Annotated in this window: 16 protein-coding genes; 3 read left to right on the top strand and 13 right to left on the bottom strand. The window is 63.4% G+C overall.

Annotation, left to right across the window (positions count from 1 at the left end):
• Positions 1-99: 99 nt before the first annotated feature.
• Positions 100-540, bottom strand: coding sequence for a DMT family transporter (locus WFM45_RS11750; protein WP_015378408.1), 441 nt, complete (start codon positions 538-540; stop codon positions 100-102).
• A gap of 17 nt (positions 541-557) precedes the next feature.
• The gene (locus tag WFM45_RS11755; RefSeq protein WP_336955749.1) at positions 558-1,076 is read right to left on the bottom strand and encodes a GNAT family N-acetyltransferase; all 519 of its coding nucleotides are present in this window, start codon (positions 1,074-1,076) and stop codon (positions 558-560) included.
• Positions 1,077-1,114: 38 nt separating this feature from the next.
• Between WFM45_RS11755 and WFM45_RS11760 the strand changes: the two genes are divergently transcribed.
• Positions 1,115-1,684 (top strand): helix-turn-helix domain-containing protein, encoded by a 570-nt coding sequence (locus tag WFM45_RS11760; protein ID WP_015378410.1) that lies wholly within the window; start codon positions 1,115-1,117, stop codon positions 1,682-1,684.
• A 13-nt stretch (positions 1,685-1,697) separates the two neighbouring features.
• On the opposite strand, the gene WFM45_RS11765 is transcribed toward WFM45_RS11760, so the two are convergent.
• The 3 genes from WFM45_RS11765 to WFM45_RS11775 all read right to left on the bottom strand — a co-directional run bounded on the left by WFM45_RS11765 (position 1,698) and on the right by WFM45_RS11775 (position 3,836).
• Positions 1,698-1,991, bottom strand: a complete 294-nt coding sequence (locus WFM45_RS11765) for a DUF2623 family protein (RefSeq protein ID WP_015378411.1) — start codon at positions 1,989-1,991, stop codon at positions 1,698-1,700.
• Positions 1,992-2,282: 291 nt separating this feature from the next.
• Positions 2,283-2,870, bottom strand: a complete 588-nt coding sequence (locus WFM45_RS11770; RefSeq protein WP_015378412.1) for a nitroreductase family protein — start codon at positions 2,868-2,870, stop codon at positions 2,283-2,285.
• 69 nt (positions 2,871-2,939) lie between these two features.
• Entirely contained in the window at positions 2,940-3,836 is an 897-nt protein-coding gene (locus WFM45_RS11775; RefSeq protein WP_082996628.1) for a LysR substrate-binding domain-containing protein, read from the bottom strand.
• 115 nt (positions 3,837-3,951) lie between these two features.
• Between WFM45_RS11775 and WFM45_RS11780 the strand changes: the two genes are divergently transcribed.
• Positions 3,952-4,587 (top strand): flavodoxin family protein, encoded by a 636-nt coding sequence (locus WFM45_RS11780; RefSeq protein ID WP_336955754.1) that lies wholly within the window; start codon positions 3,952-3,954, stop codon positions 4,585-4,587.
• An 8-nt stretch (positions 4,588-4,595) separates the two neighbouring features.
• Here the strand turns inward: WFM45_RS11780 and WFM45_RS11785 are convergent, their stop codons facing one another.
• From WFM45_RS11785 to ssuD, 8 genes are all read right to left on the bottom strand, one after another.
• Positions 4,596-5,813 carry an acyl-CoA dehydrogenase family protein gene (locus WFM45_RS11785; protein ID WP_261440858.1) on the bottom strand — a complete coding sequence of 406 codons (1,218 nt, stop codon included), beginning with the start codon at positions 5,811-5,813 and terminating at the stop codon, positions 4,596-4,598.
• Positions 5,814-5,830: 17 nt separating this feature from the next.
• Positions 5,831-7,261: an MFS transporter gene (locus WFM45_RS11790; protein WP_336955758.1), complete on the bottom strand. Its 1,431-nt coding sequence runs from the start codon at positions 7,259-7,261 to the stop codon at positions 5,831-5,833.
• A 183-nt stretch (positions 7,262-7,444) separates the two neighbouring features.
• Positions 7,445-8,320 carry a MetQ/NlpA family ABC transporter substrate-binding protein gene (locus tag WFM45_RS11795; RefSeq protein WP_015378417.1) on the bottom strand — a complete coding sequence of 292 codons (876 nt, stop codon included), beginning with the start codon at positions 8,318-8,320 and terminating at the stop codon, positions 7,445-7,447.
• A gap of 2 nt (positions 8,321-8,322) precedes the next feature.
• Complete coding sequence (locus WFM45_RS11800; protein ID WP_004940850.1) at positions 8,323-9,027, bottom strand: methionine ABC transporter permease; 705 nt, start codon at positions 9,025-9,027, stop codon at positions 8,323-8,325.
• The gene (locus tag WFM45_RS11805) at positions 9,024-10,043 is read right to left on the bottom strand and encodes a methionine ABC transporter ATP-binding protein (RefSeq protein WP_021505840.1); all 1,020 of its coding nucleotides are present in this window, start codon (positions 10,041-10,043) and stop codon (positions 9,024-9,026) included. Before WFM45_RS11805 ends, WFM45_RS11800 begins: the two co-directional genes overlap by 4 nt.
• A 7-nt stretch (positions 10,044-10,050) precedes the next feature.
• Positions 10,051-11,457: an LLM class flavin-dependent oxidoreductase gene (locus WFM45_RS11810; RefSeq protein WP_004940847.1), complete on the bottom strand. Its 1,407-nt coding sequence runs from the start codon at positions 11,455-11,457 to the stop codon at positions 10,051-10,053.
• Positions 11,458-11,541: 84 nt separating this feature from the next.
• Positions 11,542-12,921 (bottom strand): FAD/NAD(P)-binding protein, encoded by a 1,380-nt coding sequence (locus WFM45_RS11815; protein WP_336955760.1) that lies wholly within the window; start codon positions 12,919-12,921, stop codon positions 11,542-11,544.
• Complete coding sequence (gene ssuD, locus WFM45_RS11820; RefSeq protein WP_336955762.1) at positions 12,921-14,093, bottom strand: FMNH2-dependent alkanesulfonate monooxygenase; 1,173 nt, start codon at positions 14,091-14,093, stop codon at positions 12,921-12,923. Before ssuD ends, WFM45_RS11815 begins: the two co-directional genes overlap by 1 nt.
• Before the next feature lie 280 nt (positions 14,094-14,373).
• Between ssuD and WFM45_RS11825 the strand changes: the two genes are divergently transcribed.
• Positions 14,374-16,287, top strand: coding sequence for a sigma-54-dependent Fis family transcriptional regulator (locus tag WFM45_RS11825; RefSeq protein ID WP_322192869.1), 1,914 nt, complete (start codon positions 14,374-14,376; stop codon positions 16,285-16,287).
• Positions 16,288-16,289: the final 2 nt, after the last annotated feature.

Below are 16,289 nucleotides of genomic sequence, written 5' to 3' on the forward strand. Positions count from 1 at the left end.
TTAATCCGTATGTCACTGGTTCGAGTCCAGTCAGAGGAGCCATATTTAGAGAAGCCCGCTCAGGGAAACCCGAGCGGGCTTTTTGCCTTTCAGCCGCCGTCAAAAGCTGCGTTTCGCCACCAGATAGGCGCCCGCCACCAGCAATAAGGCGCCGACCAGCGCCGGCAGATTCTCACGCAGCGCCGCCGGACCGGCGCGATAGGCATCGGCCAACAGCCCCATGCACAGCTGGCTGGCGACCAGGATCGAGATGGTGGCCGCCGCCCCCAGCTTCTGGTAACCCAAAATGCCGGCGAACACGAACAGCGATCCCAACAGCCCCGGCAACAGCATCCACCACCTGGCGGCGCCGGTCACTTCCGCCACCGCGCCGAGGCCGTTTTTGGCCAGCAGCAACCCCACCAGCAACAACAAACCGACGCTGGAGTTGATCACCAGCGTAATGAGGATGGTCGAAACACTTTCGGTAATGCGCACCATCAGCAGATTCTGCACCACCAACCCCATCCCGGCCGCGATCAGCAGTAACAGCATATTCATCGCCCTGTCTCCCGGGATCAGCGCGCGGGCGGCGTCGCCCGCTCGTCGAGCCTCAGCTGCAGGAACGTCAGATCCAGCCATTGGCCGAATTTGGCGCCCACTTGTTCCATGCGCCCCACGTCGCGAAACCCCAGCGCCAGATGCAGCTTAATCGAGGCCTGATTGCCGGATTCGATGCCGGCCACCATCACGTGCTTGCCGATTTCCCGCGCCCGTGCGATCAGCGCCAGCAGCAACGTCTTGCCAGTCCCTGCGCCGCGATGCGCCTGATGGACATACACCGAGTGTTCCACGGTATGGCGATAACCATCCCAGGCGCGCCAGTCGCCGAACGACGCGTAGCCGATCGCCTCGTCCGCGCCGTTCACCGCCACCAGCACCGGGTAGCCCGCCGCCTGCCGTTCGCCGATCCACGCCGCGCGGTTGGCCGCATCCACGGTTTGTTCATTCCAGATGGCGGTGCTGTTCAACACCGCGTCGTTATAGATAGCGGCAATCGCCGCGCTATCGTTGAGCGTCGCATTTCGTATAATCATGGTTTACCCCGGCCAATTGTCCACTATAATACTACGATATGAATATTAAATTAGACAATCTAAATCAGCTGATCGGCGCGCGCATTCGCATTGAACGCGAGGCGCGCCACTGGTCGCTGTCCGATTTGGCCGAACGGGCGGGCGTATCGCGGGCGATGGTGCATAAGATCGAACGCGGCGAGAGCAGCCCGACGGCGATGCTGTTGGGCAGACTGGCGGGGGCGTTCGGCCTCAGCATGTCCAAGCTGATCGCCCGCGCGGAAACGCAGGAAGGCCGGCTGCTGCGCCGGGAAGATCAACCGGTCTGGGTCGATCCCGAGAGCGGCTACGTGCGGCGCCACGTGTCGCCGCGCACCGATCTGCCGCTCGATCTGGTGCGCATCGAACTGCCGGCCGGCGCGGCGATCCCGATGCCGGCTTCGGTGTATGCCTTCAAGCGTCAGCTGATCTGGGTTTTATCCGGCGAGCTGGTCTTTCTTGAGGGCGACGCGCGCCATGAAATGGCCGAAGGAGACTGCCTGGAGCTCGGCCCACCGGCGGACTGCCGCTTTGAAAACCAAAGCGATGAGGCATGCGTGTATATGGTGGCGGTGCTGAGCGCCGCCTGACGGCTCGCCGGCGCTACCCCGGCGTCGGCTGGTTATAGCCGGCGTGGAAAAACTTCTCCGCCAACCGGCTGTCGCCGCCGGAGAAGAACTCGCTCATCGGCTCGCGGCCGAGACCATAGGCGCGGCTGAGTTGCCCGGCCTCGAACGCCGCCCGGTTCTCGTCGCCGCAGCGCTGCGCCAAATGGTGCGCATAACCGAGCACGAAACCGCGCTTGTAGTCGGAGCAAAAGCGCGACAGCTCCGCCTCCGGCTTCAGGTTCTCCACCTTTAACCCCGCCAACAACCCTTTGCCAAAATGATCTCCCACGGGTTCCTCCTCACCGCACAATCGCTATATAACAAAATATACAGCGAATGAACGAACGAGAACATACTCCCTAAGTTTTACTCGCCGCATAAAAAAGGCCCGCGAAGCGGGCCTCAGACTGTTGACAAAGAGGGAAAAAGCGTGGTTTTTCCCTCTTTGTGGTGATCGGTCGAAAATCAATAAATTGATTTTCCTTGTTTTTTTATTCTGTGCTATCTGCCAAACCAGCAAAGGTATGAGGTTTGTCATCAATCTCAGGCCCGCGAAGCGGGCCTGCGAGAAAGCGGGCAATCACAGCGTGAAATTCAGCCCTTCGCTGACGGTCTTGCCGAGCGGCAGACGGCCCGACGGCGCTTCTTTCTCCTGCAGGAAATCCGGCAGGCGGGCTTTGTCGCCCGGCTTGCCGATCGCCACCATGGCGTGCACCGCATAGTCGTCCGGCAGTTGCAACGCCGCTTTGATCTTATCGTGGTGAATGCCGCTCATGCAGTGGGTCAGCCAGCCTTTCAGGTGCGCCTGATGCGCCAGGTTGGCCCAGGCCGCGCCGGTGTCGAATGCGTGGGTCGGGTTGTCCACCAGCCGCTCGCCGTTCAGGCTGGTGGTTTTGGAGACGATCACCACCAGCGCCGAGGCGTGTTGCGCCCAGCCGCGGTTGAAGTCGATCAGGAACTCCAGGTAGTTCTCCCAGCTGTCGGAGCCGTGCTTGCTGTAGGCAAAGCGCCACGGCTGAATGTTGTAAGCCGAAGGCGACCAGCGCGCCGCTTCAAAGAAGCTCAGCAGCGTTTGATCGTCGATGGCGTCGTTGGTCATCGCGCGCGGCGACCAACGCTCGATAAATTGCGCGTCAATCGGGTAATCGGAGATTCTTGGCTGGCTCATGATAGGTTCTCGAAGTGAAGTAAAAACAAAAGTTCGCTGATATTCCCACAGCTTAGGACGGTAAAACTTTTATTTCGTGCCATTGTCCTGCGGCAATTCCTGCCGCAGCCAGGCCAAAAACGCCCTGACCGGCGGATGCCGCTCGCGCCCCGGCGCGCACAGCACGCTGTATGCGGCGCCCGGTACGCGCACCTCCGGCCGGTACGCCACCAGCAGACCGTTGTCCACCATCTCGGACACCATCACCGAGCTGGCGAGCACCCATCCCTGCCCGGCCACCGCCGCCTGCAGGGCGTAATGCTCCTCGTGATAGCTGCGCATCGCCGCATGGCGCTGCCACCAGTCCACACCGGCGGCCCGGCACCAGTCATGCCAGCCGCTGTCGTACAGCGCCGAATCCCCCCACTTGACGGTGATCAGCACCGGGTTTTCCGGCGGAGCGGCGGCCAGCCCCGGCGCGGCGTAGACGCCAAAGCTTTCCTCCAGCCGCGCCGCCTGATGCAGCGCGGGATAGTGCGCGCGGCTGTAGCGCACCGCCACATCCACGCTGGCGTCCTGCTGCAGGTCGATCACCTCGGCGCAGGCCTCCAGGCGCACCAGATAGTGCGGATGCGCCTGGTAGAAACGCCCCAGGCGCGGCACCAGCCACAGCGCCGCGAACGAGTGCGTCACCGAGACGCACAGCGATCCGCTGCTGGGCTGCGGCCGCAGGCCCTCAAGCGTGGCGGCGACGTCCAGCAGCGCGCCGTGCACTCCGGCAAACAGCGTTTCGCCCTTCGCCGTCAGCCGCACGCCGCGCGGCACCCGCTCGAACAGCGCAAAACCCAGCTGCTGTTCCAGCGCCTTGATCTGGTGCGAAATCGCCGTCGGCGTCACCGCCAGCTCGGCCGCCGCCAGCTTGAAGCTGCGCAGGCGAGCGGCGGATTCAAAGGTGCGTAACGCGTTGACGGGCAGCGTAGCGAACATGGCGAAGCCTCTTGGGATGAGTTGAGTTCATCCTGGCAGAAAAACCGTCATTTGTCGCCTGCAGACGTTCGCTTCTAGATTAAGGCTGAATTCACTTCACACCAAGGAGCATGACATGAATACAGCTCATCAACCCAAGCGCCTGGTGGTGCTGGTCGGCAGCCCGCGCCGCGACGGCAACAGCGCCACGCTGGCGCAGGCGATCATGGCGGGCGCCGCCGAAGTCGGCACGTCCGCCAGCCTGCATTTTCTCGACGATTACCTGAGCGGTTTCCTGAGCGATGAACGCCATACGCCGCCGCCGGCCGATCGCTACGCCGAGCTGTTCCTGGAGCACTTCCTGCCGGCCGACGGCGCGGTATTTTGCACGCCGATTTACTGGTACGGCATGTCGGCGCAAACCAAGGCCTTTTTCGATCGCTCGTTCAGCTTCTATTCCAACGCCTACCCTCAGGCGGAACAGGTGCACCAACGCATGAGCAGCAAACGCATCGGGTTGGCGGTGGCGTCGGAAGAAACTTATCCCGGCGCGGCGCTGGGCATCGTGCATCAGATCCAGGAGTTCAGCCGCTACACCCATTCCGCCTTCGTCGGGCTGGTGCACGGCGCCGGCAACCAGCGCGGCGAGATCGCCCGCGATCCGCGCAACCCGCTGCGGGCCGCCCGCGAGTTGGGGCGCGAGTTCTTCACCCGCCCCTACTCGGATTATCAGATGGACAGCCCGCGCAGCACGCAGGTTTGGACGGAATAGCCACGGCCTCAACCGCCACTGCCGATTTGCCAGATAAAGGTCGGCGTATGGCGGTTAATTTCCCAGTCACCGATATTGCGCGCCTTGTAGATCACCGGATTATGTGAAGAGAGCGTGCGCGCATTGCGCCAGTGGCGATCCAACGCCTTGCCGGTACGGGTATCTGAAGCGCCGAGCGCATTGAACAATTCACCGGCGGCGCGCTGCACCCACTCCCCGGCGATGACCTGCGCCCTGGCCGCGTCCAGCTCCGCCGTCACGTTAAGCGCCTGCAGCAGCGCTTCATCGCCGGATCGATGCGCCTCATAAGCCTGCTGCAGCGAGGAAGTCGCTTTTAGCACCGTCGCCTCAACCGCATAGGCCCAGGCGCTGATTTGCCCCACCACCTGCTGGATCTGCACGTCGTCCTTCACCCAACCGGCGTTGCCGTGGCTATAGATCCTTTTACGTTGCCTCACGCCCTCGCCGACGTCTCGCAGCACCGCGCGGCCGATCCCCGCCAGCGTCGCCAGCAACACATGCTGATAGAACGCAGTTTGGTAGCGGAAGCGCTCGGCAAAGTCATAGACGTGCGCCTGCTCGACCTGCGCATCAATAAAACGCGTGGTGCCGCTGCCGGTAGTGCGCTGGCCAAATCCGTCCCAGTCGTCGTCGCGCTCTACGCCCGGCTGGGCGACGTTAACCAAAGCGATCACCGGGCCGCCGCTGTCGCTGCGCTCGGCATACACGTCGATCCAATCGGCAAACAGACTGCCGGTGCTGTAAAATTTCTCGCCGTTGAGCGACCAGCCGTCGGCCTGCGGCGTTACCCGGGTATTGACCTGCCCCAGCTTCACGCCGCCGATCTCGGTCCAACCGCTGCCGACCAGCTCGCCGTCGAGAAAGCGTTCGAACCAGCGATTGCGCTCCGGGCCGTCCGGCGCGTTCAGCCGATCTTCCACGAAGGCGAAATGCGCCCGCAGCGCCTGCGGCAGGTTAGAGTCCGCCTCCGCCAGTTCGGCCAGCAGTTCGAACAGCTGCGGCAACGAAGCGCCGTCGCCGCCCTTTTCACGCGGGATGCGCACCCTGCCGAACCCCGCCTCTTTCAGCCAACGGATCGGTTCATGCGGCAGCGTGCGCGACAGCTCGCGCTCCACCGCCCCGGCGGCGATTTTGGCGAAGATCGGCCGAAAACGCGCGGCCAGCTGTGCGTAGTCTGCTCCGGTGGATAACAGGTGTTGCGTCATGTCAGTGTCCTCTGTGGTTAAGCGCGATCGGCCAGATCGTCGATATCGCGCGCCGTCGGTTCGAAGCGAATGATCAGCAGGAAGACGATGGGGATCGCCGCCGCCAGTGAAACAATCCAAAACATGTCGGTGCCGAAGCGCGCCTGCAAAATCGGCAGAATAAACAACGCCATCGCGCTGCCGATACCGGACAGCGAACGACCGAAACCGACGCCGGTGGCGCGGATCGCCGTCGGGTAAGAGAGCGCCGGGTAAATCATCATCTGCGCGCCAGGGCCGAAGCCTTCGGCGAACAGCCATAGGCCCAACATCAGGATCGCCAGCCCAACGCCGAACGCCGCCTGCGGATGCCCGATCAACGCCAGGGCAATCAGCGCGATAAACTGCAGCGCAAATCCGGCGATCGCCACGTGGCGCGACGGATACTTCCATGCCAGACGCATGCCGAGCAGGCCACCGGTAAAGGCGAACAGCACGTTCAGCCCGAGCGAGGCGGAGAGGGTTTCAAACACCCCGGCGCCGAGAAACTGCGCCAGAATCGACGGCAGAAAGAAGGCGATGGCGGTGTATTCAAAGGAAATGCAAACGTTCATCACGCAGGAGACCAGAGTGCGTTCGCGGTACGGCTTGCGGAACAGCACGCGGAAGCTGACCTTCGCCGCCGCCGGTTGGGCGGCGTCAGGTTCCGCCTCATGGGCGGCGATGCCGTATGACTCGCGCAGGATGCGCGCCGCCTCTTTCAAATCGCCCTGGTTAGCGGCCCACAGCGGCGACTCGTTCATAAACTTGCTGCGCACCATGATGATCAGCAGCGCCGGCACCGCGCCGAAAATCAACGAGGCGCGCCACAGCCAGTTCGCATGTTCGGCCGGCAACAGAAAATAGAGCGCAAAGATGATCAGAAAACACATCGACGAAGCGGCGTACCACATCGGGCACCAGGCCGCCAGGCGCGACGCCTTGTTGGCCTTGCCGGAGAATTTGGAGAATTCGGCCAGATAGGCCATCGCCACCGGCAAATCGATGCCGACGCCGATACCCATCAAAAAGCGCGCGCCGATCAGCACCCAGACGTTGGGCGCCAGCCCGGCGGCGATGGCGGAAATCACAAAAAACAGCATATCGGCCATAAACACCTGATAGCGGCCGTATTTGTCGGTCAACCAGCCGCCGACCAGGTTGCCGAGAATGGTCCCGACCATGATCGAAGAAGTTACCACCCCGGTCAGCAGCGGGCTGAGGCTGAATTCACGCACCACGTCATCGATGCCGTAAGACAATGTGGTCAGGTCATAGGCATCGAGAAAAACACCGCCCAGCGCCAACAGCACGATCATGCGCGCATGGGTATTTTTCTCGCTGCGTTGGTTAATCAAACGCGCCACATCGCTGGCCGAGCCGATGGGCGCAGATAACGGCGGCGCGGTATCGATATTTAAGGTACTCATAGTTTCCTCGTTGTAATTGGCAGGTGACACCTCGTTTATAGGGTGAAAAAATTACGCCGACAAACAACAAATTATTCTATAAATATCATTAATATCAATAAATTAAATATAGTTACAGCGTAACAGAAACGCCGGATTAACACGCGTTAATCCGGTCTTTATCACGGCCATTTCGGGCGGGGATTATTCTGCCGATACCGGCACCAGCACGCCTTTCACCAGCGGGTCGTCGGTGTTTTTCAGCCACGCCTGCAACCTGGGATCGGCAAACGCCCGCTGCAGCTTGCGAATATTTTCGTCCTGCAGATAGGGCGTGCCAATCACCAGCTGCGAGGCGAAGGTCTTCGGCGCCGGTGGGAACAAGATGCCCTTCTCACGCGGCACCTTGCCGGCGTCGAACTGCGACACATAGCCAATGGCCGCATCTACCGAATTCAGTGCGCGCGGCATGGTCAGCAAATCCAGCTCCTTGAAGTTAAAATGGCGTTTGTTCTCGCGAATGTCTTTTAGCCTGGCGGTGCGCGCCTCGATCGCCGGATCCAGCCCAATCAGTCCAATGCGCTGCAGCAGCCACAACGCCTGCCCCTGATTGGCGCCGTCGTTGGGCACCACGATCTCCGCGCCGTCCGGCAACTCGGCGATCGACGTATAGCGGTCGGAATAGATGCCGAACGCCCACTGAAACACCGGCAGCGTCGGGGTCAGCTTAAAACCGTTGGCCTCCACCACCTGCTTTAGCCACCACTGGTGCTGGTAGATCGTGGCGGCGTACTGCCCCTGCGCCACCGCACGATCGGCCTGCACCGGATCCTGCAGGCCAACCGCCTCCAGCCTGAGGCCGTAATCCGGCGCGATATGCTCACCGACGTACTCGATCACCCGCTGCTCTCCGGCCATCGCCGGCTCAAAGTGCACTTTCAGCGTGCTGCCGAACTGCACCGTCTGCTGCTGGCGGGCGCTGAAGTGCCAAACCGCGGCGGCGATAATCGCCACCGCCGCGATACCCACCGGCCACGGCCAGCGTTTCTTCTTCACTATCTCAAAATCGTGATTAGGCATGATTAAAGGGTTTCCTGATGATGACGCAACGCGGCGACCAGGCGGTCACCAATAAACTGAATCAGTTGGATCGTGGCGATCAGCACCACAATGGTGGCGATCATGATGTGATTGTCGAAACGCTGGTAGCCGTACACCACCGCCAGATAGCCGATGCCGCCCGCGCCAATGGTGCCGGCGATGGCCGAATACTCGATCATCGAGATGACGTTCAGCGTGATGGCGGCGACAATCGCCGGCAGCGCCTCGCTGAGCTGCGCGCGGGTGACTATCTGCCAGATCGAACCGCCGGACACCAGCCCCACCGCCGTCACCTCCGGCGGCAGTTCGCGCAGCGCGTTCTCCACCAGCCGGCCGAAGAATGGAATGCCGGCGACGATCATCGGGATCACCGCCGCCGGAATGCCGATGGTGGTGCCGGTCAACCAGAAGGTGAACGGAATAATCGCCGCCATCAGCACCAGAAACGGCAGCGAACGGCCCATGTTCACCAACCAGCTCAGCGCGCGATTCAGCGCCGGGCGCGGAAACAAGCCGCGCGATGAGGTGTTGAACAACACCACGCCGACGGCGCCGCCAATCGCCACCACAAACAGCATCACGATGCCGACCATCAGCCAGGTTTCGCCGTAGGCCGGCAGCATCAACCGATGGATCTCGCGCCAGGGTGTGTCCTGGCTCATCACGCTGTCAGACAGATTTTTCATACCGCCTCCTTCAACGCCGCCGGCTGTTCCAGCACCTCGGCGAGAATGCCCAACCGCCGCAGCTCGTCCTGCAGTTCAGCCACCGAACGCGAACCGCCGCCAAAACGCACCGCAATCTCCAACCGCCCGGCCAGGCTGCCGCCCACCACTTCAACGTGGCCGCCCAACAGATCGATCTGCAGGTCGAGTTGGCGGCTGATGCGGCTGATCCAGTCGGTGGCCGCCGGCTGACGGGCGCAGTAGGTTACCTGCAGCCGCAACGCGGCGTCGGACGCCAGCGTCTTCAGCGGGAACAGCCGGCGGCCCAGCGAGGAATCGGGCGCTGCCAACAGCTCGCGCACCGGCCCTTGCTGCACAATCACGCCGTCGCGGATCTCGGCCACCGCGTCGGCGGCGTCGCGCACCGCATCCATCTCGTGGGTGATCAGGATGATCGACAGGCCATACCGATCGCGCAGCTGTTTAAGCAGGCTGAGAATGGCCCCGGTGGCGTCCGGATCCAGCCCGGAGGTGGCCTCATCCGCCAGCAGCACCGACGGATTCAGCGCCAGCGCGCGGGCGATGCCGACCCTTTGGCGCTGGCCGCCGGACAGCTGCGCCGGGTAAAACGCCGCCTTGTCCGCCAACCCCACCGCCGCCAGCAGGCTCTTTACCCGCTTGTCGATATCGCGCGGCACCACGCCCAGATAGGTCAACGGCAGCGCCACATTCTGCCAGGCGGTTTTGCGCTGCAGCAGCGCGGAAGACTGGAACACCGTGCCTATCGCCCGCCGCTCCCTGCGCAGCGCCTCGCCCGCAAGCCGCGACAAGTCCTGGCCGTTCACCCGGATACTGCCGCTGCTCGGCCGCTCCAGCAGGCTGATGCATTTCGCCAGCGTCGATTTGCCCGCCCCGCTGGGGCCGACCACGGCGGTAATCGATCCGGCCGGCACCCGCAGCGAAACGCCCTTCAGCACCTCAATCCGGCGCCCGTCCGGCGCGCGGTAAGCCTTGTGCAACTCCTCAATCTCTATCATCGCATCCTCACTTGACGCTCAGTGCATCGGCCAAGGACGCGCCGGCCGGCCAGCGGTAGCCCACCGCCGGGTGCGGCTCCGCCAGGCGCGGCCCCTGATTGAACAATTTTTCTCGCAGAGTGCCCGCCGTGTAGTCGCGCTTGTACGCTCCGCGTTTTTGCAGCTCGGGGATCAGCAGTTCCACCACGTCGGTGAAGGTTTCATGGGTAACGGCGTAGGCCAGATTGAAACCGTCAACATCCGTTTCCTCCACCCACGCCTGCAGTTCGTCGGCCACGGTTTGCGGGCCGCCCACCAACAGCGGGCCGAAACCGCCGATGCCGACCCATTCGGCGATGCCCTGTACTGTCCATTCACGGCTGGGATCGGCGCTGGAGAAAGTTTCCACCGCCGACTGAATGGCATTGGTGTGCAGATGCTTCAGCACCTGATCCGGCTGATACTGGCCGAAATCGATGCCGGTCCAGCCGGACACCAGCGCCAGCGCGCCTTCGTAGCTGGTATAGGATTTGTATTCCCGCCATTTTTCCTGCGCCTGTCGGTCCGTTTCACCGACGATCACCGTCTGCAGGTTGAAGATCAGGATGCTGCGCGGATCGCGCCCGGCCTCGGCGGCGCGGCGGCGGATATCGGCTACGGTTTTTTTCAGCAATGTTTTCGAAGGAGAAGCGACAAACACGCATTCGGCGTGTTCCGCAGCAAACTGCTTGCCGCGGCTGGAAGCGCCGGCCTGATACAGCACCGGCGTGCGCTGCGGCGAAGGCTCGCTCAGATGAATGCCCGGCACCTGGAAGAACTCGCCCTTGTGGTTGATCGGATGAATTTTCGCCGGATCGCTGAAGATGCGCCGCTGACGATCGCGCAAAATCGCGCCGTCTTCCCAACTGCCCTCCAGCAGCTTGTAAACCACCTGCAGGTATTCATCGGCGTAGTCGTAGCGCGCATCGTGATCGGTCTGCGCCCGGTGGCCAATATTGCGCGCGCCGCTCTCCAGGTAAGAGGTGACGATATTCCAACCGATGCGCCCCTTGGTCAGGTGATCAAGCGTCGACAATCTGCGGGCGAAAGGATAAGGGTGCTCGAATGACAGCGAGGCGGTCAGCCCGAAGCCGAGATGTTCGGTAACCAGCGCCATCGGTGTCACCAGCGCCAGCGGATCGTTAACCGGCACCTGCGTCGCCTGGCGGATCGCCGCGTCGCCGCTGCCGTTAAGCACGTCGTAAATCCCCAGCACGTCGGCGATAAACAATCCATCGAACTTGCCGCGTTCCAGCAGGCGCGCCAGATCGGTCCAATATTCGAGATCCTTATACTGCCAGGAACGGTCGCGCGGGTGCGCCCACAGCCCCGGCGACTGATGGCCGACGCAGTTCATATCAAAAGCGTTAAGACGAATTTCACGTTGCGATGACATAGCGAGCTCCACAATTATCTGCCGGCCACGGGCGGAGCCGGGCCGGATGGGGGGTCTTAGGGTGTTAAAAACGGGAATGGACGATCAGTTTGCAGCCGGACATCGCGCCAGCAGGTATTGCGCGACGCTTTGGGCGTGTTCCGCCACCTGCGGCAGCCCCATCAGTTCGCCGAAGCGGCCGCGCGCCGCCGGGCCGGCCACCAGCAGGCGCGGGTTGGCAAGGCCGTCGCCGCCGATCGCCTGGCTGTCGGCATTGACCCACAGCCCCAATCCCAGCGGATCGGCGCGCAGCGTCCCCTGCTCCGCCAGCGAACTGAGCAACGGGCTGGCGGCGATCAGGCCGGCATGAGCCGGCCCCGTAGCGATCAACAGCCGCTGCGCCTGCAGCGCCCGCTCTGCGCCCTGGCGCGGCAGAATCGTCAAGCGCACGCCCTGCGGCGTGGGTTCCGCCCGCCGCAGACGAGCGGCCAATACCTGCAGCGTGCCCGCTGCCTGTTGCTCCGTCAGCAGCGTGCTCACCTGCGGCGCAATGCGATAGCGGTGCACGTCCCAATAGGCGCGCAGATGCCGCAGAAAGCGCTGCTGTTCGGTCGGCGTTAACGCTTGCCACAGGCGCTGGCCCTGGGCGCGCACCGCGTCCAACACCGCCTGCCACGGCACCCGTTGCCGAGCGGCGCGCGCCACCTCAAGACGCACCTGCCGCACCCCGTCACGCAGTCCGGATGGCGGGGTAAACGACCACGTCGGGTACTCCCCTTCGGCATTGGCACGCGGCAGCAGGCCGTGACGAGAGAACGCGGTAATCGGCCCGCGATGCCCGCGGCGGTGCAACGCCGCCACCGCATCGGCCATCGTCAGCCCGCTGCCGACGATCGCCAACGATTCATCGGGTTCAATCTCATCCAGCGCCCCCTCCGCCCAGGGATTGGCGATCAAACGCGCGTCGCGCGCCAGTTCCGGGGCGATCTGTCGCGGCAGCGCGGGCGGCGGATGGCTGGTCGCCAACACCACATAGTCGCCCCACAGCCGTTCGCCGCCGGCGGTGATGACGGACGCGCCCTGCGCCTGCGGCTGCAGGTGCTGCGCCCGATCGCGCAGGTGCCGCAAGCGGGCCTGGCCCGACTGCGCCGCCTGATGAAAACGTTCCTCGACATAGCGGCCGAAGGCGCTGCGCTGCGGATAGGCTTTACCGTCGCGCCACAACGCCTGCGGATCGGCCGCCAGCCCGCCGCCCTCGCGGAACCAGCGGTCAAAATCCCCCGCCGGTTCATCCGCCAGCTGCATCCTATCGGCCGGGACGTTGATGCGGTGAGTCGGCTCGGTGGTCGAATACGCCACGCCATAGCCCGGCGCGGCGCGCGGTTCGATCACCGTGACATCCACCGCTCCGCGCGCCAGCTGGATCGCCAGCGCCGCGCCGGTGAAACCGCCGCCGATAACGATAATATGGGCACGCTTCGCCATCAGCCCTCCCGCTGCGCCGGGCCGGGACGACGAGCGCCGCCGATGGTTTCGCCAAACGGGCCGGTATTGATCGTGCGAGCCGTCTGATGAGTCGACTGCGCCAGCGGCAGCAGCGGCATCACCAGCTCGGCGAAGCGGTGAGCCTCTTCCAGATGCGGATAGCCGGAAAGGATGAAATTGTCGATGCCCAGCGCCTGATACTCGCGTATGCGCGCCGCCACCTGCTGCGGGTTGCCCACCAATGCGGTGCCGGCGCCGCCGCGCACCAGGCCAACGCCGGCCCACAGGTTGGGGCCGATTCGCAGACTCTCGCGCGAGCCGCCGTGCAGCTCGCTCATGCGGCGCTGGCCGGTAGAGTCCATGCGCGCAAAGATCTGCTGCGCCGCCGCGATGGTGTCGTCATCCAGATGCGCAATCAGTCGCTCGGCCGCCGCCCAGGCTTCGTCTTCAGTTTCGCGCACAATAACGTGCAGGCGAATGCCATAGCTGAGTTTACGCCCCTGCCGCTCGGCGCGCTGGCGCACCGCCGCCAGCTTTTCCGCCACCTGAGCCAGCGGCTCGCCCCAGGTCAGGTAGGTATCGATCTGCCCGGCGGCGATGTCGATCGCTTCCGACGATGAGCCGCCGAAATAGAGCGGCGGGCCGTTTTCCTGCACCGGCGGGAACAGCAATTCGGCGCCTTCGACGTGAATATGCTTACCGCTGAAATCCACCTTCTCCCCTTGCAACAGCCGTTGATACACCGTGAGAAATTCCTGTGTCACCTCATAGCGTTCGGCATGGCTGAGGAAGATGCCATCCCCTTTGTTTTCCACCGGATCGCCGCCGGTCACCACGTTGATCAGCAGGCGCCCGTCCGACAACCGGTCCAGCGTCGCCGCCATGCGCGCCGCCAGGCTCGGCGGCTGCAGGCCGGGGCGCACCGCCACCAGATAGCGCAACCGGCGGGTGATCGGCGCCAGCGCCGCCGCCACCAGCCAGGAATCCTCGCAGCTTTTACCGGTTGGGATCAGCACGCCGTAATAGCCGAGGTTGTCGGCGGCCAGCGCCACCTGCTGCAAATAAGGCAGGTCCACCGGGCGCCCGCCCTGCGCCGTGCCCAGATAGCGACCGTCGCCGTGGGTCGGCAGAAACCAGAAAACGTTGATGCGATCTTTCACTGACTCAGTCATTTATGCCTTTCCTATATAACTATTTTCATTATTTATCGATAGAAAAACCTTGCTTGGTTATAAAAAGAAAAGCAGGATGCGTGCCACATTGCAGATTTAAAAAAACCAATGCATATCAATATATTGATGAGATATCGACGTCAAAACGCTGCTGCATTGGCAGCAGGCGGCGGCGGAAAGCTGTTGCCAATGCAGCACCGTGCGCCTTTTATCCTCTCGCGGCGGCTCATTGGCTGGGATAAGATTTTTTTCCCCCATCGTCGTCAGACAGGAGACGCCCATGTACGATCCCCAACCGTTCGCCGCCGACAAACCGGTGCTGATCGATCCGGCGTCGCTCGCTCTGCAAAGCGTGCTCGATCGGCTGGCTCCCACCGACGCCACCGTGCTGATCGTCGGTGAAACCGGCACCGGCAAAGAAGTGGTGGCGCGCTATCTGCACCACCACAGCGCGCGCCGCCATCAACCTTTCCTGGCGGTCAACTGCGGCGCGCTGACGGAAAGCCTGGCGGAAGCCGAACTGTTCGGCCATGAGAAAGGCGCCTTCACCGGCGCCGTCGGCACTCATCAGGGCTGGTTCGAAGCGGCGGAAGGCGGCACCCTGCTGCTGGACGAGATCGGCGAGCTGAACCTGTCGCTGCAGGTCAAGCTGCTGCGCGTGCTGCAGGAACGGGAGATCACCCGCGTCGGTTCGCGCAAACCGCTGAAGATCGATGTGCGGGTCATCGCCGCCACCCACGTCGATCTGGCCGGCGCGATTCGCCAACGGCGGTTCCGTGAAGATCTCTATTACCGCCTGAACGTGGCGGCGGTGACTTTACCGCCCTTGCGCCAGCGGCCGGACGATATTCCGGTGCTGGCCAGACATTTTCTTGCGCTGTACGCCCGCCGTCTGGAACGGCCACTGCCGCGGTTGACGGCGGAAGCGCAGCAGGTGCTGTTGGACTACCCCTGGCCCGGCAACGTGCGCGAGCTGGAGAACACGCTGCATAATGCGGTCTTGCTGAGCCAGGAGGGGGCGATCGCCCCGCAGCAACTGCAGCTCACCCATCGCCTGACGGATAACGACGGCGGCGGCGACGACGCCATCGATCGCTTTGTGCAGCAGCAGTTGCAAGGCGACAGCGCGCAGCTTTACCAACGGGTGCTGGATGCGCTGGTGCGCAACGCCTTCGAACGCAGCGGCGGCAATCAGCTGCAAGCAGCGTCGTTGCTCGGCGTCAGCCGCAATACCCTGCGCACCCATTTAGCGCATCTTGGTCTGATCAAACCGCGCCGCCGCAGCGCCGGCGCCCCCTCACATTCACCGGCCATCAGCGCAGCGCCGCTGCCCGAACGCGAACTGCGCATCGGCTATCAAAAGTTCGGCAACCTCGGGGTGCTCAAGGCGCGGCAAAGCCTGGAACAGCTCTTCGCCACACAGCGCATCAGCGTGCTGTGGAGCGAGTTTCCCGCCGGGCCGCAGCTGCTGCACGCGCTCGACGGCGATGAGATAGACTTCGGCACCACCGGCGAAGTGCCGCCGATCTTCGCCCAGGCACAGGGCAATGCGCTGGTGTACGTCGGTTTTGAGCCGCCGGCGCCGCAGAGCGTGGCGATGGTGGTGCCGCAAGACAGCCCGATACGCAGCGCCGCCGATCTGCGCGGCAAACGCATCGCGCTCAACAAAGGCTCCAACGTGCACTATTTATTGCTGCAGATGCTGGACGAACAGGGATTGACGTTGAACGACGTGCGTATCGTCTACGCGCCGCCGAAATATCCGCTGTCGGCGACCGATCTGCAGGCGGTGGACGCCTGGATGATGTGGGATCCGCTGCTCAGCGACGCGCAACGCAACGGGGAACTGCGCGTGATCGCCGACGGCACCCAGCGGGTGCTCAATCAGCAATTCTACCTGGCGCGCCGCGACTTCGCCGAGCGTTCGGGCGATCTGTTGCAGCCATTGATGCAGGCGCTGCAGCACACCGGCCGCTACATCACCGCGCAGCCGAGAGAAGCCGCTCGTCACCTTTCCAACGAACTGGGGCTGGCGAGCGCCTCGCTGGAACTCGCGCTGTCGCGCCGCAGCCACGAGATCCGCGCCATGGATTTGCAGGTGATCCGCCAGCAGCAAAGCATCGCCGACCGCTTCTACGCCCTCGGGCTGCTGCCCAGAGCGATCGCCGTGCGCGAGGCGGTCTGGCCGTTGTGATC

It is taken from the genome of Serratia sp. KG1D, assembly GCF_037150675.1.
Lineage (GTDB): Bacteria > Pseudomonadota > Gammaproteobacteria > Enterobacterales > Enterobacteriaceae > Serratia > Serratia nematodiphila.

Excerpts from the sequence above, each read along its gene's own strand:
- WFM45_RS11750 (WP_015378408.1), bottom strand. The coding sequence starts at position 540 with ATGAATATGCTGTTACTGCTGATCGCGGCCGGGATGGGGTTGGTGGTG.
- WFM45_RS11755 (WP_336955749.1), bottom strand. The coding sequence starts at position 1,076 with ATGATTATACGAAATGCGACGCTCAACGATAGCGCGGCGATTGCCGCT.
- WFM45_RS11760 (WP_015378410.1), top strand. The coding sequence starts at position 1,115 with ATGAATATTAAATTAGACAATCTAAATCAGCTGATCGGCGCGCGCATT.
- WFM45_RS11770 (WP_015378412.1), bottom strand. The coding sequence starts at position 2,870 with ATGAGCCAGCCAAGAATCTCCGATTACCCGATTGACGCGCAATTTATC.
- WFM45_RS11775 (WP_082996628.1), bottom strand. The coding sequence starts at position 3,836 with ATGTTCGCTACGCTGCCCGTCAACGCGTTACGCACCTTTGAATCCGCC.
- WFM45_RS11780 (WP_336955754.1), top strand. The coding sequence starts at position 3,952 with ATGAATACAGCTCATCAACCCAAGCGCCTGGTGGTGCTGGTCGGCAGC.
- WFM45_RS11785 (WP_261440858.1), bottom strand. The coding sequence starts at position 5,813 with ATGACGCAACACCTGTTATCCACCGGAGCAGACTACGCACAGCTGGCC.
- WFM45_RS11790 (WP_336955758.1), bottom strand. The coding sequence starts at position 7,261 with ATGAGTACCTTAAATATCGATACCGCGCCGCCGTTATCTGCGCCCATC.
- WFM45_RS11795 (WP_015378417.1), bottom strand. The coding sequence starts at position 8,320 with ATGCCTAATCACGATTTTGAGATAGTGAAGAAGAAACGCTGGCCGTGG.
- WFM45_RS11800 (WP_004940850.1), bottom strand. The coding sequence starts at position 9,027 with ATGAAAAATCTGTCTGACAGCGTGATGAGCCAGGACACACCCTGGCGC.
- WFM45_RS11805 (WP_021505840.1), bottom strand. The coding sequence starts at position 10,043 with ATGATAGAGATTGAGGAGTTGCACAAGGCTTACCGCGCGCCGGACGGG.
- WFM45_RS11810 (WP_004940847.1), bottom strand. The coding sequence starts at position 11,457 with ATGTCATCGCAACGTGAAATTCGTCTTAACGCTTTTGATATGAACTGC.
- WFM45_RS11815 (WP_336955760.1), bottom strand. The coding sequence starts at position 12,921 with ATGGCGAAGCGTGCCCATATTATCGTTATCGGCGGCGGTTTCACCGGC.
- ssuD (WP_336955762.1), bottom strand. The coding sequence starts at position 14,093 with ATGACTGAGTCAGTGAAAGATCGCATCAACGTTTTCTGGTTTCTGCCG.
- WFM45_RS11825 (WP_322192869.1), top strand. The coding sequence starts at position 14,374 with ATGTACGATCCCCAACCGTTCGCCGCCGACAAACCGGTGCTGATCGAT.